Annotated in this window: 19 protein-coding genes and 1 pseudogene; 10 read left to right on the plus strand and 10 right to left on the minus strand. The window is 69.4% G+C overall.

Annotated features, from left to right (window positions below):
- From Q0C38_RS08990 to Q0C38_RS09005, 4 genes are read right to left on the minus strand one after another with little or no spacing between them, the layout of a single operon-like run.
- A complete protein-coding gene (locus tag Q0C38_RS08990; protein ID WP_291296741.1) occupies window positions 1–450 on the minus strand; it encodes a tripartite tricarboxylate transporter TctB family protein in 450 nt (149 codons plus the stop codon).
- Between the two features lie 27 nt (window positions 451–477).
- Window positions 478–1,440 carry a tripartite tricarboxylate transporter substrate binding protein gene (locus Q0C38_RS08995; protein WP_291296742.1) on the minus strand — a complete coding sequence of 321 codons (963 nt, stop codon included), beginning with the start codon at window positions 1,438–1,440 and terminating at the stop codon, window positions 478–480.
- Between the two features lie 60 nt (window positions 1,441–1,500).
- Window positions 1,501–2,307 (minus strand): enoyl-CoA hydratase, encoded by an 807-nt coding sequence (locus tag Q0C38_RS09000; RefSeq protein ID WP_291296743.1) that lies wholly within the window; start codon window positions 2,305–2,307, stop codon window positions 1,501–1,503.
- A gap of 11 nt (window positions 2,308–2,318) precedes the next feature.
- Entirely contained in the window at window positions 2,319–3,512 is a 1,194-nt protein-coding gene (locus Q0C38_RS09005) for a CaiB/BaiF CoA-transferase family protein (protein WP_291296744.1), read from the minus strand.
- 121 nt (window positions 3,513–3,633) lie between these two features.
- Here Q0C38_RS09005 and Q0C38_RS09010 point away from each other — a divergent pair, with 121 nt between their 5' ends.
- Both Q0C38_RS09010 and Q0C38_RS09015 read left to right on the plus strand, forming a co-directional pair.
- On the plus strand, window positions 3,634–4,344 hold the full coding sequence (locus Q0C38_RS09010; RefSeq protein WP_291296745.1) for an FCD domain-containing protein: 711 nt from the start codon (window positions 3,634–3,636) through the stop codon (window positions 4,342–4,344).
- Window positions 4,345–4,409: 65 nt separating this feature from the next.
- Window positions 4,410–5,366 carry an alpha/beta fold hydrolase gene (locus Q0C38_RS09015; RefSeq protein ID WP_291296746.1) on the plus strand — a complete coding sequence of 319 codons (957 nt, stop codon included), beginning with the start codon at window positions 4,410–4,412 and terminating at the stop codon, window positions 5,364–5,366.
- A 3-nt stretch (window positions 5,367–5,369) separates the two neighbouring features.
- On the opposite strand, the gene Q0C38_RS09020 is transcribed toward Q0C38_RS09015, so the two are convergent.
- Both Q0C38_RS09020 and Q0C38_RS09025 read right to left on the minus strand, forming a co-directional pair.
- A complete protein-coding gene (locus Q0C38_RS09020) occupies window positions 5,370–6,161 on the minus strand; it encodes an SDR family oxidoreductase (protein WP_291296747.1) in 792 nt (263 codons plus the stop codon).
- Window positions 6,145–7,233, minus strand: coding sequence for an AbrB family transcriptional regulator (locus Q0C38_RS09025; protein ID WP_291296748.1), 1,089 nt, complete (start codon window positions 7,231–7,233; stop codon window positions 6,145–6,147). The genes Q0C38_RS09020 and Q0C38_RS09025 overlap by 17 nt, the downstream gene beginning before the upstream one ends.
- 251 nt (window positions 7,234–7,484) lie before the next feature.
- On the opposite strand from Q0C38_RS09025, the gene Q0C38_RS09030 reads away from it, so the two are divergent.
- The 4 genes from Q0C38_RS09030 to Q0C38_RS09045 are packed head-to-tail and all read left to right on the plus strand — an operon-like array spanning window position 7,485 to window position 11,377.
- The gene (locus Q0C38_RS09030) at window positions 7,485–8,492 is read left to right on the plus strand and encodes a tripartite tricarboxylate transporter substrate binding protein (RefSeq protein ID WP_291296749.1); all 1,008 of its coding nucleotides are present in this window, start codon (window positions 7,485–7,487) and stop codon (window positions 8,490–8,492) included.
- Window positions 8,493–8,534: 42 nt separating this feature from the next.
- Window positions 8,535–8,996 carry a tripartite tricarboxylate transporter TctB family protein gene (locus Q0C38_RS09035; protein WP_291296750.1) on the plus strand — a complete coding sequence of 154 codons (462 nt, stop codon included), beginning with the start codon at window positions 8,535–8,537 and terminating at the stop codon, window positions 8,994–8,996.
- Between the two features lie 7 nt (window positions 8,997–9,003).
- Window positions 9,004–10,515, plus strand: coding sequence for a tripartite tricarboxylate transporter permease (locus Q0C38_RS09040; protein WP_291296751.1), 1,512 nt, complete (start codon window positions 9,004–9,006; stop codon window positions 10,513–10,515).
- Window positions 10,516–10,528: 13 nt separating this feature from the next.
- Window positions 10,529–11,377 carry a peptidase gene (locus tag Q0C38_RS09045; RefSeq protein WP_291296752.1) on the plus strand — a complete coding sequence of 283 codons (849 nt, stop codon included), beginning with the start codon at window positions 10,529–10,531 and terminating at the stop codon, window positions 11,375–11,377.
- On the opposite strand, the gene Q0C38_RS09050 is transcribed toward Q0C38_RS09045, so the two are convergent.
- From Q0C38_RS09050 to Q0C38_RS09065, 4 genes are read right to left on the minus strand one after another with little or no spacing between them, the layout of a single operon-like run.
- Window positions 11,374–13,185 carry an ABC-F family ATP-binding cassette domain-containing protein gene (locus Q0C38_RS09050; RefSeq protein ID WP_291296753.1) on the minus strand — a complete coding sequence of 604 codons (1,812 nt, stop codon included), beginning with the start codon at window positions 13,183–13,185 and terminating at the stop codon, window positions 11,374–11,376. The two genes, Q0C38_RS09045 and Q0C38_RS09050, sit on opposite strands and share 4 nt — an antisense overlap.
- A 31-nt stretch (window positions 13,186–13,216) precedes the next feature.
- Window positions 13,217–13,681, minus strand: coding sequence for a cupin domain-containing protein (locus tag Q0C38_RS09055; RefSeq protein WP_291296754.1), 465 nt, complete (start codon window positions 13,679–13,681; stop codon window positions 13,217–13,219).
- A 10-nt stretch (window positions 13,682–13,691) separates the two neighbouring features.
- The gene (locus Q0C38_RS09060; RefSeq protein WP_291296755.1) at window positions 13,692–14,669 is read right to left on the minus strand and encodes a quinone oxidoreductase; all 978 of its coding nucleotides are present in this window, start codon (window positions 14,667–14,669) and stop codon (window positions 13,692–13,694) included.
- A 44-nt stretch (window positions 14,670–14,713) separates the two neighbouring features.
- Window positions 14,714–15,175 (minus strand): methylated-DNA--[protein]-cysteine S-methyltransferase, encoded by a 462-nt coding sequence (locus tag Q0C38_RS09065; protein WP_291296756.1) that lies wholly within the window; start codon window positions 15,173–15,175, stop codon window positions 14,714–14,716.
- A 188-nt stretch (window positions 15,176–15,363) separates the two neighbouring features.
- Here Q0C38_RS09065 and Q0C38_RS09070 point away from each other — a divergent pair, with 188 nt between their 5' ends.
- The 4 genes and pseudogenes from Q0C38_RS09070 to Q0C38_RS09085 form a co-directional block, all read left to right on the plus strand.
- On the plus strand, window positions 15,364–16,254 hold the full coding sequence (locus Q0C38_RS09070; protein WP_291296757.1) for a TauD/TfdA family dioxygenase: 891 nt from the start codon (window positions 15,364–15,366) through the stop codon (window positions 16,252–16,254).
- A gap of 114 nt (window positions 16,255–16,368) precedes the next feature.
- Window positions 16,369–16,554, plus strand: a complete 186-nt coding sequence (locus Q0C38_RS09075; protein WP_291296758.1) for a hemin uptake protein HemP — start codon at window positions 16,369–16,371, stop codon at window positions 16,552–16,554.
- 106 nt (window positions 16,555–16,660) lie between these two features.
- On the plus strand, window positions 16,661–18,694 hold the full coding sequence (locus Q0C38_RS09080; RefSeq protein WP_291296759.1) for a TonB-dependent hemoglobin/transferrin/lactoferrin family receptor: 2,034 nt from the start codon (window positions 16,661–16,663) through the stop codon (window positions 18,692–18,694).
- Between the two features lie 8 nt (window positions 18,695–18,702).
- A pseudogene (locus Q0C38_RS09085) lies at window positions 18,703–19,177 on the plus strand (hypothetical protein); the annotation flags it as partial.

Below are 19,177 nucleotides of genomic sequence, written 5' to 3' on the forward strand. Positions count from 1 at the left end.
TCAGCCGCCGAACAACAGGCCGGAGGGAAATGGAATGCCGAGCAGCTTGACAAAGCCGAACCAGAAGAGCCCAGCAAGTGCCGCCGCGAACGCAACGATGCCGATACCGCGCCCGCCGGCGAAGAACGCAACCGCAGCGGCGAGGATGCCGACCGCGAGCGGATAGCCGAGCAGCGGCACCGCTACGACGTAGGCGACCAGAATGACGAACAGCCCGGCGGCACGCTGGTGATCGGGCTGCTTGCCCGCCGTGCCGCCGCCGACCAGCGCTGTCTTGATCAGCACCCCGGCACCGCCGAACGCCAGCAGCCCGGCAACGACGAGTGGCACGCCACCGGGGCCGACCGCATCGGACAGCATGCTGACGGGGATCGCTGTCGCCATCGCGCCATAGGCCCCGGCAAGCGCCAGCGCGCCGGCGCCGAGTGCGGCATCCACGGCACGGCTCATCGGGGGCCGCTCATCGCGGGCGGGCCATCAGCGTGCGACACCGAGCTCGCGCAGCGACGTGGCGATGTCAGCCGCGAACTCCGTGGTGAAGCTGCGCGCTGCCGGGCGGGGCAGCAGCTGCGGCGTCGCCACCAGGCTCTCCTTCGAGAACACGGCCTTGTAGGCAGGGCTGTCGAGAACGGTCGCGAGGGCCGTGCTCCACTGCGCGGCGATCTCGTCCGGCATGCCCTTCGGTCCGGCAAGGCCGCGGAACTTCGTCACCACCAGGTCGATGCCCTGCTCGCGCGCGGTGCCAAGGTCGGGGAAGTCTGGCAGGCGCGTCTCGGTCAGCACGCCGAGCAGGCGGACGCGCCCGGCATCGAGCTGGGCGCGGATCTCCTGCACTTCGCCGATGCCGATATCGAGCGTGCCGTTCAGCACGTTGATCATCAAGTCGCCGCCGCCCTCGTGCGGCACTACGGCTGCACGCGCGCCGGTGATCCGGTTCAGCCGCTCGAGCGCGATCCGCTCGAGAGAGGCCGGGTTCGCCGCCCCCCATTTCTGCCGGCCCGGGTTCGCCTTGGCCGCCGCCATCGCTTTCGCCAGCGTCGTGAAGGGCGACTGCACGCGGGTGTAGACGACCTCCGGGTCGAGGAACACGACCGACAGGGGATCGAGGCTGTCGTAGCCGAACTCGGGCCGCGAGAGCAGCGTCGTCTGGATGTAGGTCGGCGTCGTCGCGTAGAACATGCCGCCATTCGGCTGCGCCCGCGCGACGCGGGCCACCGCCGTCGCACCGCTGCCGCCGCGCACGTTCTCTACGGCGAAGTTCGTGCCCATCACCGGCTGGAGATGCTTGATGAGCTCGCGCAGGAAGATGTCGCTTCCCCCGCCAGGCGATGAGTGCGTGACGAGCGTGACCGTCGGCACAGGGTAGCGTGCCTGGGCGCGGAGTGCGGGGGCCGCGAGCGGCAAGGTCGCTGCGGCAAGAGCGTGGCGGCGCGTGAGCATCGGATCCTCCCATCCAGCCGGGTTTGTCCCGGCGTTCGTCTCGTCGTGGCAGGCGGCGCGTCAGCGCCCCTTGAAGTCGGGCTTGCGCTTCTCGAGGAAGGCCTTCCGGCCCTCGATGTAGTCCTCCGAGCTGAAGCAGGCGGCGACCATCGCATCGCCCTTCGCGCGATCGCGCTGGCTCTCGTCCTTCATCGCCTCGTTCAGCACGAACTTCGCGGTCGCGACTGTCAGCGGCGCGTTGCCCGTGATGGTCGCGGCATAGTCGGCGACGTAGGGCCCGAGTTCCGCATCCGGCATCACGCGGTTGACGAGGCCCATCAGCCGCGCCTCCTCGGCCGAGAACAGCCGCGCGGTGAACAGCATCTCCTTGGCGAAGGAGGGGCCGATGACGTCCGACAGCCGCTTCATCCCGACATAGCCATAGCCGAGGCCGAGCTTCGCGGCCGGGATGCCGAAGCGGCTGTCATCGGCCGAGAGGCGAAGGTCGCAGCAGATGGCGAGCGCCATGCCGCCGCCGACGCAGGCGCCGTGGATCTCGGCAATCGTTGGCTTCGGGAAGCCGTGCAGCAGGCCGTACACGCGCTCGGTCTGCGCGTTGTAGGCAGCGACTGCATCTGGGCCCGAGCGCTCGCTCTCGAACTTCGAGATGTCTGCGCCCGACACGAATGCCTTGCCACCTGCCCCGGTGATGATGACGACGCGCACGTCCGGGTCATCGCGGAAATCGGTGAGGATCGCTTCCGCCGCCTCCCACATCTCCATCGAGACGGCGTTGCGCCGCTCCGGGTTGTTGAAGGTCATCGTGCCGATGCCGCCCTGCTTGGAGGCGAGCATCTTGTCGGTCTTGAGCATCAACCCGTCTGGCATGGTCGTGGTCCTCAGATGATCTGGCGTGAGCGGAAGCCGGCAATCTCGTCGGCCGAGTAGCCGGCATCGGCGAGGACCTCGTCGGTGTGCTCGCCGACTTCCGGCGGCGGCGCTGCCAGCGAGGAGGGGGTGCGCGAGAGGACGATCGGTTGCGACACGAGTTCGATCGTGCCACGCACGGGGCTCTCGACCGTTGCCGCAACCTTCAGGTGCTTCACCTGCGGGTCGGCGAACACCTCGTCGATGCTGTTGATGGGCCCCGTCGGCACACCGGCCTCGTTCAGCACCGCCACCCAATGCGCAGCGGGCTTCGTGCGCAGCAGCTCGGCGATCTCGGCGTTCAGCGCGTCGCGGTTCTTCGACCGGTCAGCCCCCTTCGCGTAGAGGGGATTGGTGATCCAGTCCTCGCGGCCGACGGCCTTGGCGAAGCGTTCCCAGATCTTGCCGCCGGCAACGGCGACGTTCATGTGCCCATCGGATGTCGGGTACACGCCGGTCGGGATCGAGGTCGGGTGGTTGTTGCCGGCCTGCTTCGGCACCTCATGGTCGACCAGCCAGCGCGCGGCCTGGAAGTCGAGCATGAAGATCTGCGCCTGCAGCAGCGACGTCTGCACCCACTGGCCCATGCCCGATTTCTGCCGCTCGAGCAGCGCCAGCATGATGCCCTGCGAGCAGAAGATGCCGGCGCAGAGATCGGCAATCGGAATGCCGACGCGCACGGGACCCTGGCCAGGCAGGCCGGTGATGCTCATCAACCCGCCCATGCCTTGCGCGATCTGATCGAAGCCGGGCCGTTCCGCGTACGGGCCGTCCTGGCCGAAGCCGGAGATGGAGGCGAGGATGATGCGGGGGTTCACCGCCTTCAGCGCTTCGTAGTCGATGCCGAGCCGCCCCTTCACGTCGGGGCGGAAATTCTCGACCACGACATCGGCGGTGGCGACCAGCTTGCGGAAGATCGCAAGCCCTTCCGGGGCCTTCAGGTTCAGTGTCATCGCCCGCTTGTTGCGGTGCAGGTTCTGGAAGTCTGGCCCGTGCCGCGGCCCGCCGAGCGGCTCGCTGGCCTCGAGCCCCTCCGGCATCTCGACCTTGATCACGTCCGCCCCCCAGTCGGCCAACTGGCGAACGCAGGTGGGGCCCGAGCGCACGCGCGTGAGATCGAGAACGCGGATGCCGGAGAGCGTGGATGAGGCTGGCGGGAGGGGCATGCTGGACGTGCCTCGTTGCTTGTGCGATGCCAAATCGTGACTGTGCGGCTTAGCATCGGCGCAGGCTGATGTAAACTGTTAACAGTTTGCCTTCGCGCTCCAGCAATGGCACACCCCCGGCATGCTCGAAGCTCCAGCCACCGCGCCCGGATCGACCCATCAGGGCCCGATCGACATCGTCCGCACCCAGTCGCTCACCACGCTGGTGCAGCGCGAGCTCGAACGGCTGATCCTGGCCGGCGACGTGAAACCGGGCGAGCGCATCAACGAACAGCACGTGGCACAGCGCCTGCGGGTCAGCCGCGGGCCGGTGCGCGAGGCGCTGCGCGGTCTCGAGCGCGCGGGGCTGGTCGAGGCGCGCGTCAATCGCGGCGTCTACGTGCGCGAGGTCTCGGTCGAGCAGGCGCTCGAGATCTACGAGATGCGCGGGCTGATCACCGGCTTCGCCTGCGCCCGCCTCGCCGCTGCGTCCACGGCCGATCAGCGCGGCGAGCTCGCCGGCCTCGTGACACAGATGGAGCGTGCGGCCTCGGCCGGCGACCAGGCGCTCTACTACGCCATCAACCTCGCCTTCCATGACAAGCTGATGCAGTTCGCCGGCAACATGCGTGCGAAGGCGATGTACGACGCGCTGGTAAAGGAAAGCCATCTCTGCCGGCGGCGCAGCCTGTTCAGCCCGCGCAACATGGGCGAGAGCAACGCCGAGCACGCCGCCATCCTCGACGCGATCCGCCGCGGCGATGCCGAGACGGCGCGCAAGGTGGGCGAGGAGCATATCGTCGGCGGCAGGCGGCGTTTCCTCGATGTCGTGGGCTCGACAGCGGGCACCTGAGCGCCGTTGACTGTTGACAGTTTCCCCGCGCCCGACGACCGTCCGGCCAAACGGAGGAAACACGCATGCCAGATCATCACGCAATTCCGCTGACGCCGCCGCCCCTCCTGCCCTGGGGCAAGGAACTGCTTCCCGGATTCCGGCGCGAGCGGATCGAGGTCGGCGGTGTCGGCATCAATGTCGCGATCGGCGGCTCCGGCCCGCCTCTCCTGCTGCTGCACGGCAACCCGCTGACGCACGTGTCCTGGCACAAGGTGGCCCCCTCGCTCGCGCAGGGCTTCACCGTGGTGGCCCCTGACCTCCGCGGGTACGGCGACAGCGACAAGCCCGATGGCGGGGCGGATCACAGCGGCTACGCGTTCCGCACCATGGGCAACGATAACGTTGCGGTCATGGAACGCCTCGGCTTCACGCGCTTCGGCATCGCGGGGCATGACCGTGGCGCGCGCGTCGGCTTCCGCATGGCGCTCGACCACCCGGAGAAGGTGACGCAACTCGCCGCACTCGACATCGTGCCGACGCACCACGTGCTGTCGAACGTCACCCTCGGCTGGGGGCTCGAGGCGTATCACTGGTTCTTCATGGCGCAGAAGGCGCCGTTCCCCGAGAAGCTGCTGACGGCCGACCTCGCCTATTACATCTCCTACAAGCTGAACAAGAAGGGCGTCGGGCTCGAGATCTTCTCGGCCGAGGCGATGGCGGAATACGTCCGCTGCACCACGCCCGAGCAGATCCACGCCGTGTGCGAGGATTATCGCGCGACCGTCAGCGTCGACTTCGCGATGGACAGCGCCGATTTCGGCAAGCGCACGATCGCCTGCCCGGTGCTCGTCCTCTGGGGCTCGAACAGCCATTGCGGGCGGCATTTCCAGGTGCTCGATGCCTGGCGCCCCTGGGCGCCCGACCTGCGCGGCTGGGCGGTGCCAACAGGGCACTATCCGGCCGAGCACAGGCCCGATCTCGTCTACGACCCATTCTGGCGGTTGTTCTCGGGCGGCGAACCCATTCCCTATAAGGAATGAGCGCTACAGAAGGCCCTTCGCGATGCCGCCATCGACATTCACCGTCTGGCCGGTGACGTAGCCAGCCAGCGGGCTTGCGAGCCACACCACCATCGCCGCCACCTCGTCGGGCTCGGCGAAACGGCCGAGCGGGATCTCGTGCGTGAACTCGGCGACGATCGCCTCGCGCGTCACGCCACGCTCGGCCGCCATCCTGTCGGCCCGGTCGGTCCAAAGCCTCGTGAGCGTGCGGCCGGGGGCGACGGAGTTGATGCGGATGCCCTCCGGGGCGAGTTCGCCCGCCAACGTCTTGATCAGCCCGAGCAAGCCCGCCTTGTGCACGTTCGACACCACCTGGTGCGTGTGCGGCTGCCGCGCGGAAGCCGCGCCGAGGATGATGATCGCCGGGTCGTTGCCCTGCCGCAGCGCCGGCAGTGCCGCGCGCACGAGCCTGACGGCCGAGAGAACGTTGAACGTGTAGTTGCCGAGCCAATCCTCGTCGGACAGCTTCTCGAACGCGGAGCGGATCGATCCACCAACGCAATCGATCACCGCATCGAGGCCGCCAAGCGCCTCCGTTGCCTGCGCGACCAGCCTGTCGGCCTCGCCGGCGAAGGTGATGTCGGATGCGAACGCCACCGGCGTGCGGCCCGCCGCCGCGCCGATCGCGGCCGCGGCATCGGCGATGTCATGGGCGTTGCGCGAGGCCATCGCGACATGCGCGCCTTCCGCGGCGAGCATGTGCGCGGTGGCACGCCCGATGCCGGCGGAGGCGCCCACCACGAGAACACGCCTGCCGTCATACCTGAGATCCATGGAGCCTCCTTGCGACCGAACGATAGAGCCTGAACACGGGAAGGATTGTCGCCGCGATCACCGCGATGCGCACGATCTGGAACGCCGTCACCGCCGTCGCGTCGAGGCGCATGATCTTGGCGGTCAGCACCATCTCGGTGATGCCGGCAGGTGCAACGGCGAGGAAACCGGTGGCGAAGGGCAGCCCCGTTGCTGCCGCGAGCACGGCACCGCCGCACGCTGCCGCCGTGACAAGCAGGAGCGCGGTGACGAGGCCGCCGCACGCCACGCGCGGCAGGCGTGCCAGGCTGTCGCGGCGGAACCGCACGCCGAGCGCGATGCCGATGGCCAGCTGCGCGATGACGAGGGCTGACCACGGCACAGCGGCCGGAAAGGGAGCGAGGGCGGCGAAGCCAGCCGCGCCGAACATCGGCCCGACAAGCCACGGATTGGGAAACCCGAGCGGGACGAGCGCGTAGGCAGCGAGCACCGCACCGGGCATGAGCAGCGCCCACGCGGCGGGGTGCGCGCCGGTCGCGGGCGCATCCTCCACCGCGCCACCGCTGCCGAAGGCGATCACGAGAACCGGCACCACCAGCACGACGACGAAGACGCGGATCGCATGCACGGTCGCGACAGCATCGGCGTCGGCGCCGTGGCGGCGAGCGACCTGCGCCATGTCCGCCATTCCGGCGGCGGCGGTGGCGAAGAACGCGGTGCGCGCATCGACGCGCGCGAGCGGGCGGAGGATGAAGGCAGCGAGCGTCGTCACCACGATCACGCCGATCGTGGCGATCGCGATCGCCGGCGCGAGCGACACGGTTCCCGCCAGCACCGGGGGTGTCATGCGCAGCCCGATCGCGAGCCCGACAACGGCCTGCCCCAGTTGTCGCCCCGCCGGTACCTGGGCGAGATTGGCGCCGGCGACGCTGGCGGCAGCGGTCGCGACCATCGGCCCGATCATCCAGGCGAGTGGAACGCGCAGCCACCACGCAGCGAACCCGCCCGCCACGCCAAGTGCCAAGGCGGCGAGAACGGCACGCGCTGCGGTGGTGCGGGGGCTGCTCGCTGGCTGGGGGGCAGGGGCGGTCATGGACCCGTTCGTCGTGGGTTGAGGCGCAAGGCTCCGCCCTCGGGGGGAAGGTGTCAACGGTTGACACTCTGCACCGTCCCCGTCCATTTCTTCCGCGAAAGTGAAGAAAGCACAGTGAAAACAGCGGCTTGCCGCCACCGTTGACGGTAGACACTTGCGCGGCCTAGAGATGGTGCCAATCGAAACGGCAATCCCGCCGCCCGGGCCCGCGATCTGGGACGGCGACGAAGGGACCCAGGGAGGAACTCGCCATGACCGTTCGCTGCACGTCCATCTCGCGCCGCTCGGTGATCGCCGCTGCGGCCGGCACCGCGCTTGCCGCACCTCTGCCGCTGCGCGCCGCGACCTACCCCGAGCGGCCGTTGACCATCCTCGTTCCCTTCGCCACCGGCGGCTACAACGACCGTTACGCGCGCGCCATTGCGCCGTTCGTGCAGAAGCATTTCGGCCAGCCGGTAGTGGTGCAAAACCGGCCCGGCGGCGGAACGATGCTCGGCAACATGTTCTATCTCCAGCAGCCCGATGACGGCTACATGGTGATGGTGCACTCGGCCGGCCCGTTCATCCCGCTCTCGGTGCTGACGCGCAACGCGCAGTACAAGGTCGAGGATTTCTGGATGATCAACCTGCCGTCGCGCGACGCGACGCTGGTGGCGTGCGCGACGTCGAAGCCCTTCACCTCGATCGGCGACGTCATCACCCAGTTGAAGCGCGATCCACGTTCCGTCAGCGTCGGCATCCAGCCGGCCTCGGCCGACCTCGTGAACCTCGCGCTGCTCATGCAGGGCCACGGCATCGACCGCTCGCGCATGCGTGTCGTCACCTATGACGGCGGCGGCCCAGCGCGCACCGCCACGATGGGCGGGCATGTCGATATCGGCCTGGTCGGCGGCGAAGGCTTCCTGCCGGTGAAGGACCGCATCCGCCCGCTGCTCGTCTTCTCCAATGAGAAGAACGAGGATTTCCCGGAGGCGCCGCTCAGCACCGATCATGCGAAGGCCTCCGGCTTCGCGCCCGAGTATGTCGACGGATCGCAGCGCGGCTTCGTCGTCTCCCGCCGCTTCCGCGACCGCGCGCCTGATCGCTACCAGATCATGTTCCAGGCGATCGAGCGCGCGACGAAGGACCCCGAGTGCGTCGCCGCGCTGAAGGCGCAGCAGCTTGCCACCACCTGGTACGGGGCCGAGGCCTCGAACGAGGCGTATCTCCGCAGCGCATCGCTGATGGAGAAGTATGTCGATCTGCTGAAGCAGGCGTGAGCTGGCCGCGGGCGTAAGACAGCGCGGGCAGGGAGGTCGGGGGTGCGAGGGGCAGCATGGCGCGTGGCGTGGGGGCAACTCGCCCTGGTCACCGCCCTTGCCGCCTTCGCGCTCGCCTATCTGGTTGATGCGCGCACGGTCTCCCTCTCGGTCAACAACCTGCTCCTGCTCCAACCGACAGCGATCCTCGTCCTCTTCCTCTGGGGCGTCATCGCGATCGGCTGCGTCAGCCGCGCCCCGGCGGGCGAAGCGTCGCCGGCACCGGCCGACTGGCGGGCGACACTGCGCGTTGTCGGCATGGTCGCGGCATTCGGGTTCTTCATCCTTTCCCTCGAGCGCGTCGGTTACGATATCGCAATGGTACTGTTCGTGAGCGCGGCGCTCTGGATCGGAGGTGAGCGGCGGCCCCTCGTGCTGGTGCTGTTCTCGCTGATCTTCACGGCCGCCGCGATCTTCGGCTTCCGCGCCCTCGTGCCCTATCCGTTTCCGACCACCCTGATCTAGGACCGCGATGGTCGACCTCGCTGCCGCCGGTTCCGCCGTGGCCCTCCTTGCCGGCTCGCTCGACGCCTGGCTCTGGGTCGTGCCGGGACTCCTGATCGGCCTCGTCTTCGGCGCGATGCCCGGCATCTCGGTGTCGATGGCGATGGCGCTCGTGCTGCCGGCAACCCTCTACATGGAGTTCCTGCCGGCGATCATCTTCCTCACCTCCGTGTATACCGGCGCGGGCTTCGGCGGGTCGGTGCCGGCGGTGCTGATGAACATTCCCGGCACGTCCTCTGCCGTCGCCACGACGTTCGATGGCTACCCGATGGCGCGCGCGGGCAAGCACAACGAGGCGCTCGGCCTCGCCCTTGTGTCGTCCTGCCTCGGCGTGCTCGGCAGCTACATCGTGTTGTTCTTCCTCGTTCAGCCGATCGCCGAGCTCGTGCTGCGCATCGGCCCGTTCGAGATGGCCGCGATCGCGATCTGGGGCATGGTGCTGCTGGGCTCGCTCGGCGGAAAATCGCTGAGCCGCGGGCTGTTCGCGGCCGGCATCGGCGTGCTGCTCGGCACGGTGGGAATGAACACGGCGGGCTATCTCCGCGGCACCGCCAACATCCCCGAGCTGCTCGATGGCATTCCGACCATTCCCGCCATGGTCGGGCTGCTCGCGGCAAGCCAGCTCTTTGGCCTGGTGAACACGCATTTCCTGGTCGAGGCCGAGGAGGATCGCCAGATCAGCCTCTCCCGGATCGTCGCGGGCGGCATGATGACGTTCAAGCACCCACGCACGCTGGTCCGCGGCTCGATGATCGGCGCGCTTGTCGGCGCGGCACCGGGCGTCGGCTCATCGATCTCGAACCTGCTCTCCTACGCCGAGGCGCGCCGCGCCTCGAAGGATCGTGACAGCTTCGGCAAGGGCAACCCAGAAGGCGTGATCGCCTCGGAAAGTGCCAACAGCTCGTCGGAGGGCGGATCGATGGCGACGATGCTCGCCCTCGGCATTCCCGGCGGCGGCGCCACGGCGATCCTGCTCGCGGCCTTCGCCATGCACAACGTCGTTGGCGGCCCGCGGTTCATGGACCAGAACCGCGACATCGTCTACGCGATCATCCTCTCGAACTTCGCCCAGGCCGTACTGCTGCTCTTCGTCGGCACCGCCTTCGTCTACTGCGCGAGCTCGATCGTGCGGCTGCCGCTGCGCTTCCTGATCCCCTGCGTGCTGGTGATGGCGACAATGGGCTCCTTCGCCATGGAAGGTTCGATCGCGGGGCCGATGACGCTGTTCGTGTTCTCCGTACTCGGCTGGCTGATGTCATCGGCCGGCTATCCCGTCGCTGCCGTGGTCGTCGGGCTTCTGCTCGGACGGTTGATCGAGACCGAGCTTCTGCGCGCCTGGCAGCTCGCCGGCGGCGACATCGGCGAGGTGCTGAACCACCCCTGGGCGCTGGTGATCATTGCGCTGATGGTGCTGTCGCTCGGGTTCTCGATGTGGCAGGACAGCAGGCGACGCCGGGTCGAGGACATCACCGCCGGCTGAAGGGGGACGCTGGATGCCGCGCCACGAATTGATCGTCGCACTCGGAACAAGCCGCTACCGCATCGAGCGCCCCTGGGGTGACATCCCCACAGGCGTCGGCACGCCGAGCGACGTTGCCTGCGCGGCCGATGGCACCGTGTTCTGCCAGCTCCGCCAGGACCCTTATGACCCGGCCGGCCCAGCCGTCGTCGTGCTCAGCCCCGATGGGCGGCGCATCGATGCCTGGGGCGGCGATGCGGTGGCCGATGGGCACATGCTGTCGGTTCACCCCGATGGCCGTGTGTTCGTGGTCGACCGTGACGCGCACGAGATCATCGTGTTCGACCGCGCGGGCAAGCGCCTCGGCGGCATCGGCCGGCGGCACTGCCCGGGCGAGCCGTTCAATGCACCGTGCGACGTGGCGTTCGGGCCGGATGGATCGATCTACGTCGCCGATGGCTACGGCGCGTCGGTCGTGCATCGCTTCACGGCGGAGGGTACGCCGCTGGGACGCTGGGGTGAGCCAGGCGAAGGCCCCGGCCAGTTCTCGACGCCGCACGGCATCTGGGTGCTCGCCGATGGCCGCGTCGCGGTGGCCGACCGCGAGAACAACCGCGTGCAGGTGTTCGACGCCGAGGGGCGCTGGCTCGCCGACTGGCGCGATCACCACAAGCCGATGTCGGTGCACGGTGCCCCTGGCGGCGGCCTCTATGTGACCGACCAGGTGCCGAGGCTCTCCCTGCTCGGCCCCGATGGCACGCTCCAGGGTCGTTGCCGCCCCGTGCTGAACGGCGCGCACGGCATCTGGGCAGCACCCGACGGGTCGATCCTGCTGAGCGAGATCAGCCCGCCGCGGCTGACGCGGCTCGCTCCGATCGTCTAGCCAGCCCCGATCTCCTCGGCGAGCAGCGCGATCTCGAGCCACTGCTCCTCGGCCTCGGCCAGCGCGGCCTGCGCCTTCGCCAGTGCCGCGGAGGCGCGGTCGAACGTCGCACGGTCGCGCGCATAGAGGCCGGGGTCGGCGAGGGTGGCGTTGGCGCGGACGATCTCCGCGCCCAGCGCCTCGATGCGGGCCGGCAACGTCTTCAGCGCATGCTGTTGCGCCATCGTGAGCTTGCGGCGCTGGTCCGGCGCGCGGCTCTCGACCTGTGCCTCGGTGCGTTCATCCGGCCGACGCTGCGCGGGCACCACGCGCGCGGCAATGCCCTCGCCGCGCTGGGCCAGCATGTCGGAATAGCCGCCGGCATACTCCTGCCACTGCCCCTCGCCCTCCGACATGATCACCGAGGTCGCGACACGGTCGAGGAAGTCGCGGTCATGGCTGACGACGATGACCGTTCCCTTGTACTCGGCGAGCAACTCCTGCAGCAGGTCGAGCGTTTCGAGATCGAGATCATTCGTCGGCTCGTCGAGCACCAGAAGGTTGGAGGGGGCCGCAAGGGCGCGGGCCAGGAGCACGCGCGCCTGCTCGCCGCCCGAGAGCTTGCCCACCGGGGTCTGCGCCTGCTCCGGCAGGAACAGGAAGTCCTTGAGGTAGCCCATCACGTGCCGCGGCGTGTCGCCCACGCGCACCATGTCGCCGCCGCCCGTCAGCGTGTCGGCAAGGCTCGTCGTCGGGTCGAGGCTGGCGCGGCCCTGGTCGAGCGTGACCATCGCCAGTCCGGTGCCGAGCCTCACGCTGCCCTCGTCAGGCGCGAGCGCTCCGGTAAGCATGGCGAGCAGCGTCGTCTTGCCTGCGCCATTCGGGCCGACGATGCCGACACGGTCGCTCCGCATCACGCGCGTGGTGAACTCGCGCACCACCGCACGCTCGCCATACCGTTTCGTTATCGCATCGGCTGCGATCACGAGGCTGCCCGAGCCCGCCGCCTCGGTCGCGCCCGCGGCGGTTCGGCCGACGGGAACGACGCGCGCCCGCCGCTTCTCGCGCAGCGCGCCAAGCTCCGCCATGCGGCGGACGTTTCGCTTGCGGCGTGCCGTGACGCCGTAGCGCACCCAATCCTCCTCGCGCGCGATCTTGCGGCCGAGCTTGTGCGCCTCCGCCTCCTCCTGCGCGAGCACCTCGTCACGCCACGTCTCGAACCCGGCAAAGCCCTGGTCGAGGCGCCGCGTCTCGCCACGGTCGAGCCAGACCATGCTGCGCGAGAGACGCTCGAGGAACCGCCGGTCATGGCTGATCAGCACCAGCGCGCCACGGAAGGCGCGCAGCTCGTCCTCAAGCCAGGTGATGGCGGGAAGGTCGAGGTGGTTCGTCGGCTCGTCGAGCAGCAGGATGTCGGGCACGGGGGCGAGCGCGCGGGCCAGTGCGGCACGCCGCGCCTCGCCGCCCGAAAGCGCTGCCGTCCGCTCCTCGCCCGTCAGCCCGAGCTGCTCGAGCAGGTAGCGCGCGCGATAGGGATCATCGCCAGGCCCGAGCCCCGCCTCGGCGTAAGCCGCGACCGTCTCGAACCCGGAAAGATCAGCGCCCTGGGGCAGGTAGCGCAGCGTGGCCCCTGGCTGGAGGAAGCGCGTACCGCCATCCTGCTGGATGAGCCCCGCGGCGATGCGCAACAGCGTCGATTTCCCCGCCCCGTTGCGGCCGACGAGCGCGATCCTCTCGCCCTCGCCGACGGCAAGGGCAGCGGTGCGGAGCAGCGGCGTCGCGCCGAAGGTGAGCGCGATGTCCTGGAGGGCGAGAAGCGGTGGTGCCATGGCGGCAGTGTCTAGTGCAGCGCCGGGAAGGCTACCAGGGTGAACCGTCGGCCTTCACGAAGCGCCGGCCGCCGGGCGAGGGTTCGACGCGCAGATCGTCGTCGGGGTAGGTCACCACGTCGCGTTCGTGTGCCTTCGTGCCGACGACGAGGAACACCACGTCCGCCTCCGTGCGGTTGACCAGGTGATGCGCATCGCCCGTGCCGGCGGGAAAGCCCGCCACCATGCCGGGGGCGAGCGCCTGCTCGCCGTCATGCGTGATCAACGTCGGCGTGCCTTCGGTGACGAGGACGAACTCGTCCTCGGCCGAGTGCGCGTGGCGCAGCGCGCTCGCCGCCCCCGGTGCGAGGCGAACGAGGTTCACGCCGAACTGCGTCAGCCCGAACGCATCGCCGAGCCGCCGGAAGGTCCTGCCCGCCACGGCGGCGCGGAACGGCGCGGGGTAGGACGTGCCGCCCGCTTCCGCAACGTCGGTGACGGCGATGGCGCGCGCCACTGCGTTGGCCTCAGGGGATCAGCAGCGTCGAGCCGGTGGTGCGGCGGCCCTCGAGTGCGCGATGCGCCTCCGCCGCGTCCTTCAGCGGGAAGCGCTGGTTCACCTCGATCTTCACCACGCCCTTCTGCACCACGCCGAACAGCGCGGCGGCGGAACCCGCGAGCTCCTCGCGCTTGGCGGTGTAGGTCGCGAGCGTCGGGCGCGTGAGGTAGAGCGAGCCCTTGGCCGCGAGCATGCCGAGCTCGAACGGCGGCACGGCGCCAGAGGCGTTGCCGAACACCACGAGCATGCCGTAGGGCGCCAGGCAGTCGAGCGACTTCATGAACGTGTCGCGGCCGACGCTGTCGTACACCACGGGCAGCATCTTCCCGCCCGTGATCTCCTTCACCTTCGCCTGGAAATCGTCGCGCGTGTAGACGATCGGGTGGTCGCAGCCATGCGCCTTCGCCAGCGCCGCCTTCTCGTCGGAGCCGACGGTGCCGATCACGGTGCAGCCGAGATGCTTGGCCCACTGGCACATGATCAGCCCGACGCCGCCGGCAGCGGCGTGGATCAGGATGGTCTGCCCCGGCTGAACCTTGAAGGTGCGCAGCAGCAGGTACTCGGCCGTCATGCCCTGCAGCATCATCGCAGCCGCCGTGTCGAACGAGATGTCGCCCGGCAGCTTCACCAGGCGTTCTGCCTTGATGGTGCGGAACTCGGCATAGGCGCCGATCGGCGCGGTGGCGTAGGCGACGCGGTCACCTGGCTTCAGCTCCGTCACGCCATCGCCGACGGCCTCGACCGTGCCGGCCCCCTCCATGCCGATCGTGGCGGGCAGCGCGGGCGGCTTGTAGAGGCCGGTGCGGAAATAGACGTCGATGTAGTTCAGGCCGACGGCGGCGTGGCGCACCAGCGCCTCTCCCGGGCCGGGCGAGGGCATCGGCAACTCGTCCCATCGCAGGACCTCGGGGCCGCCGTGCTCGTGGATGCGGATGGCGTGATGCATCGATTGCTCCGGCTCGTTTTCGCGTGTGGTCTGTGGATGGGACGTCAGTGCGGGGCAGCGGCATCCTGCTCATGCGCGAGCAGGTAGCGCTTGGTGTCATGTCCGTCGCCGCCCGAATAGCCGCCGAGCGCGTTGCCCGCGCCGACGATGCGGTGGCAGGGGATGATGATCGGGATCGGGTTCGCACCGCAGGCACCGCCGACGGCGCGCGCGGAGCTGCCGAGCGCCCGCGCGATGGCGCCGTAGCTTCGCACCTGGCCGGGCGGGATGGCGCGCATCGCCTCCCACACGCCGCGGCGAAAGGGCGTTCCGGCCGGGGCGAGCGGCAGGTCGAACGGCGTTGCGGGATCATCGAAATATGCATCGAGCTGCCGCTTCGCCGCCGCCAGCACCGGGGTTGCCGTACCAGCACCGGCGCCGCGGCCCCAGTCGAGCGCGATGATGCTCCCATCCTCCTCGAAGATGGTGAGTTCGCCGAGCGGTGAGTGCAGCGTCAGATGCGGCACGACGTCTCCGTGATGGCATGGGCGCGAGGACAGCCCCGCCATGGATGCGGCGATTTCGCGCCGCAGCAGGGCGTCCGTCAAGTCGGATGGCGGAGGATGGGGCTGCCCGCGAGACCGGATGGCGCTACACTCCCTGCCGAAGTGAGCTGCAGGAACAATGCGGCCGACAACCAGGAAGGGAGAAGTCCATGCCCGTTTCCATCAATGCGATCGATCCCATCAGCCGCTCCGCCTTCGCGGCAGAAGTCACGGGCATCGACCTGCGCGAACCCGTGTCGGCGGCCGATGTCGCGGCGATCGAGGCCGGCATGGCGCGCTATGCCGTTCTCGTGTTCCGCGACCAGCCCGTCGACGATGAGCAGCAGGCGACCTTCAGCCGCCATTTCGGCCCGCTCGAGGAGGCGACCGGCGACCTCCGCCCCGCCGCCGAGCGCCGCATCGCGATGACGCTGAACGACATCTCGAACCTCGACCAGGACGGCCGCGTGATGGCGCGCGACGACCGCCGCCGCCTGTTCGGCCTCGGCAACATGCTCTGGCATTCGGATTCGAGCTTCAAGGCAGCCCCGGCGCGCTACTCCCTGCTCTCGGCCCGCGTCATCCCAGGCTCGGGCGGCAACACGGAGTTCGCCGACATGCGGGCCGCCTACGACACGCTGGATGACGAGACGCGCGCGGTCGTCGCCGATCTCGTGTGCGAGCACAGCCAGATCCACTCGCGCGGCGCGCTCGGCTTCACCGAATTCACGGAGGAGGAGCTGCGCCAATGCGCGCCGGTGAAGCAGCGCCTGGTGCGGCGCCACCCGGTGTCGGGGCGGAAATCGCTGTTCCTCTCCGCCCATATCGGCGCGATCGACGGCATGCCCGTGCCGGAGGCGCGCATGCTGATCCGTGACCTGACGGAGCATGCGACGCAGCGCGACTTCGTCTACGCGCATGTGTGGCGCCAGCATGACCTCGTGATGTGGGACAACCGCGCGACGATGCACCGCGCGCGCCGCTATGACCCGAGCCAGGTGCGCGACATGCGGCGCACCACCGTGTCGGACGAGGTCTCGACGCTCGAACAGGTCGCGTAGCCGGGGCGCCCGTCAGGCGGTGCGATCGGGTGCAGCGCGCGGCTGCGCCCGAAATGTCGCAATCGTGGCATTTATGCAATTGCGAGTCAGTCGCAGGTGAGCTACCACGATCCGGTGACCGGGCTCGAGACCAGCACCGCGGCGACGCACACCCTCCAGGCGCAGCCAGAGAGCGCGCCCGCCGGACGCGTCAGCACGACGGCGCTGATGGGCGCTCGCGCCGAGCTCGAGATCGAGCACAAGGGTGAGATCTATCGCCTGCGCATCACGCGCGCCGGAAAACTCATCCTGACCAAGTAACGGCTTTCCCGGCACCGGCCGGGCGAGCCGAGCCAGCCAGCCACCGGCCCCGCCGGCAGCCAGCCAGCCGATCGCAGACGAACACGCGAGAAGGAGTGGCCGGCCCATGCGGGTGCTGATGTTCCGTTCGATGATCATGGCGTCCACCATGCTCGCCGGTGCCGCCGCGGCGCAAACGGCGCGGCAACCAGTGGACGGCGTGACCGCGCTCGATGCCGTCACCAGCACGGCCACGCGCACGCCGGAGGTTGCCGGCGACATCGCCGCACCAGTGACGGTCGTGCCGCGCGAGGAGATCCTCCGCCGCCAGCCGCAGAACCTGAACGACATCCTGCGCGACATCCCAGGCGTGGAAGCCGATGGCCTGCCGCGCAACAGCGTGATGCAGCCGCAGATCCGCGGGCTTGGCGATGACCGCGTGGTGATCCGCGTCGACGGGGTGCGACAGAACTTCAATTCCGGCCATCGCGGGCGCCTCTTCCTCGACCCGTCGCTGCTGCGCCAGGTCGATGTCGTGCGCGGCCCCGGCTCGATGCTCTACGGCTCGGGCGCGCTCGGCGGCGTCATCGGCTTCCGGACCGTCGATGCCGCCGACCTGCTGCGGCCTGGCGAGACCGTCACCGGCATCATCTCGGGCGGATGGCAGAGCAACAACAGCCAGTTCCAGGGCGGCCTGACCACGGCCTTCCGCTCCGGCGCGCTCGATGGGCTGGCCAACGTCACCGGCCGCACCGGGCAGAACTATTCCGACGGGCTCGGCCGGGGCATTCCCTATTCCGCCGCCGATACGGGTGCGGGCCTCGCCAAGCTCGGCTACACGCTGGGCGAAGGCGCCCGCATCGGGCTCAGCGTCGTCGGGTTCGGCGAGAACACGACGATCCCGGTCGCGGCCAACACGCTCGAGACCAACAATATCGCGAAGCGCCGCCTGCGCCAGCAGCAGATCGCGCTGACCGGCAGCTACGCCCCACCCGGCACGCCCTGGGCCGATGCCGCCTTCACCCTCTACTACGTCGATGTCGGGATCGATGAACGGCGCGTCATTCCGAACGATGGCCGCTTCGACACGACCGACTACGCGACCTTCGGCCTCGACGTGCAGAACACGGCGCGCTTCTCGCTCGTGGGGCCGGAGCGGCACGCGCTGACCATCGGCCTCGATGCCTACCAGGACACGCAGGAGGGCACGCGCAACAACGCCCCGCGCCCGCAATTCCCGAAGGCCGAGCAGACCATCATCGGCCTCTTCGCGCAGGACGCGATCACGCTCGGGCCCGTGACGGTCACGCTCGGCGCGCGCTTCGACAGCTACGAGCAATCAGCCGACGGGCGGCGTGACCGCTCGGAGAGCCATGTGAGCCCGAAGGCGTCGATCGCCTGGCAGGTCCTGCCCTGGGCCGCGCCCTACATCGCCTATACCGAGGCCTTCCGCGCGCCCTCGCTGGTCGAGCTCTACCAGTCGGGCGTTCATTTCCCGATCCGCGTCATCCCGTTCCCGACCTTCAACAATTTCGTTCCGAACCCGAACCTCCAGCCCGAGGTCGCGCGCAACAAGGAAGCCGGCCTCAACCTCCGCTTCCGCGACGTGCTCGCCCCGCGCGATTCCCTCCGCGCCCGGCTGTCGCTGTTCCAGAACGACATCGACGACTTCATCGAGGTCGTCGTCGCCGCGACGACATCGACGGCACGCAACGTCGCGCGCGCGCGGATCCGCGGCATCGAGTTCGAGGCAGGATATGACAGCGGACCGTGGTTCGCCTCGCTCGGCGCCTCGGCGCTCGAGGGGCGGAACCGCACCAATGACACGGCACTGAGCTTGATCCCGCAGCACAAGGTGGCGGTCACGCTCGGGCACCGGTTCCTGGAGGACGGGTGGACCGTGGGCGGCCGCGTGCTGGCCGCCGCAACGCAAGGCGACAAGCCCCAGCCGTCGATCCCCACGAGCGGCTACGGCATCCTCGACCTGTTCGCGAGCTACGCGCCGATCGAGGGGCCGCTGGAGGGCTGGCGGCTCGATATCGGCTTCGACAACGTGTTCGACCATGCCTATCGCCGCGTCTCCTGGGACAGCGGCACGAACCCGTCGCAGGTCTACGAGGTCGGGCGCAACCTGAAGCTCGCGCTCAGGGCGCAGTTCTGAGGGCGGGGATGCGGCGAACCCCCCTCGCTGCGTTTCTGGAACGGAACGACCGTGGCAGCGCCCTGGCGCTTTCGCTGCTCGTCCATGCGGCAGCGGCGGCGGCGATGATCGCAGGGCTCGGCGCGGGAAAGGGTATCGCGCCGGAGCCGCCGGGCGAGGGCGCGGTGGTGACGGTGATGTTCGCCGCGCCACCAGCCGCGCCCACCGCGGCAGCCGCCGTCGCGCCCTTCGCCGAGCCTGACGCGCCGGTGTTCACGGAAACCCCGCCCGAGCCGATCCCGCCGATGCCGGAGCCCGATGTCGCACGGACCGCAGAGGCGGAGCCGATCCCGCCGATGCCGGAGCCCGATGTCGCACGGACCGCAGAGGCGGAGCCGATCGCGCCGGTGCCCGAGCCTGACATCGCCGCCCTGCCCGCCCTGCCGGCATCCGAACCGCCAGCACGGACGCCACCGCCGCAGCCGGTGGCGGCACGGGCAGCCC

It is taken from the genome of Elioraea sp., assembly GCF_022842375.1.
GTDB lineage: Bacteria > Pseudomonadota > Alphaproteobacteria > Acetobacterales > Acetobacteraceae > Elioraea_A.

What these genes read in the sequence shown, in the direction of transcription:
- Q0C38_RS09050 (WP_291296753.1), bottom strand. Translation starts at nt 13,185, where the DNA reads ATGGCACCACCGCTTCTCGCCCTCCAGGACATCGCGCTCACCTTCGGC.
- Q0C38_RS09005 (WP_291296744.1), bottom strand. Translation starts at nt 3,512, where the DNA reads ATGCCCCTCCCGCCAGCCTCATCCACGCTCTCCGGCATCCGCGTTCTC.
- Q0C38_RS09020 (WP_291296747.1), bottom strand. Translation starts at nt 6,161, where the DNA reads ATGGATCTCAGGTATGACGGCAGGCGTGTTCTCGTGGTGGGCGCCTCC.
- Q0C38_RS09040 (WP_291296751.1), top strand. Translation starts at nt 9,004, where the DNA reads ATGGTCGACCTCGCTGCCGCCGGTTCCGCCGTGGCCCTCCTTGCCGGC.
- Q0C38_RS09015 (WP_291296746.1), top strand. Translation starts at nt 4,410, where the DNA reads ATGCCAGATCATCACGCAATTCCGCTGACGCCGCCGCCCCTCCTGCCC.
- Q0C38_RS08995 (WP_291296742.1), bottom strand. Translation starts at nt 1,440, where the DNA reads ATGCTCACGCGCCGCCACGCTCTTGCCGCAGCGACCTTGCCGCTCGCG.
- Q0C38_RS09025 (WP_291296748.1), bottom strand. Translation starts at nt 7,233, where the DNA reads ATGACCGCCCCTGCCCCCCAGCCAGCGAGCAGCCCCCGCACCACCGCA.
- Q0C38_RS09080 (WP_291296759.1), top strand. Translation starts at nt 16,661, where the DNA reads ATGCGGGTGCTGATGTTCCGTTCGATGATCATGGCGTCCACCATGCTC.
- Q0C38_RS08990 (WP_291296741.1), bottom strand. Translation starts at nt 450, where the DNA reads ATGAGCCGTGCCGTGGATGCCGCACTCGGCGCCGGCGCGCTGGCGCTT.
- Q0C38_RS09045 (WP_291296752.1), top strand. Translation starts at nt 10,529, where the DNA reads ATGCCGCGCCACGAATTGATCGTCGCACTCGGAACAAGCCGCTACCGC.
- Q0C38_RS09030 (WP_291296749.1), top strand. Translation starts at nt 7,485, where the DNA reads ATGACCGTTCGCTGCACGTCCATCTCGCGCCGCTCGGTGATCGCCGCT.
- Q0C38_RS09000 (WP_291296743.1), bottom strand. Translation starts at nt 2,307, where the DNA reads ATGCCAGACGGGTTGATGCTCAAGACCGACAAGATGCTCGCCTCCAAG.
- Q0C38_RS09070 (WP_291296757.1), top strand. Translation starts at nt 15,364, where the DNA reads ATGCCCGTTTCCATCAATGCGATCGATCCCATCAGCCGCTCCGCCTTC.
- Q0C38_RS09010 (WP_291296745.1), top strand. Translation starts at nt 3,634, where the DNA reads ATGCTCGAAGCTCCAGCCACCGCGCCCGGATCGACCCATCAGGGCCCG.
- Q0C38_RS09060 (WP_291296755.1), bottom strand. Translation starts at nt 14,669, where the DNA reads ATGCATCACGCCATCCGCATCCACGAGCACGGCGGCCCCGAGGTCCTG.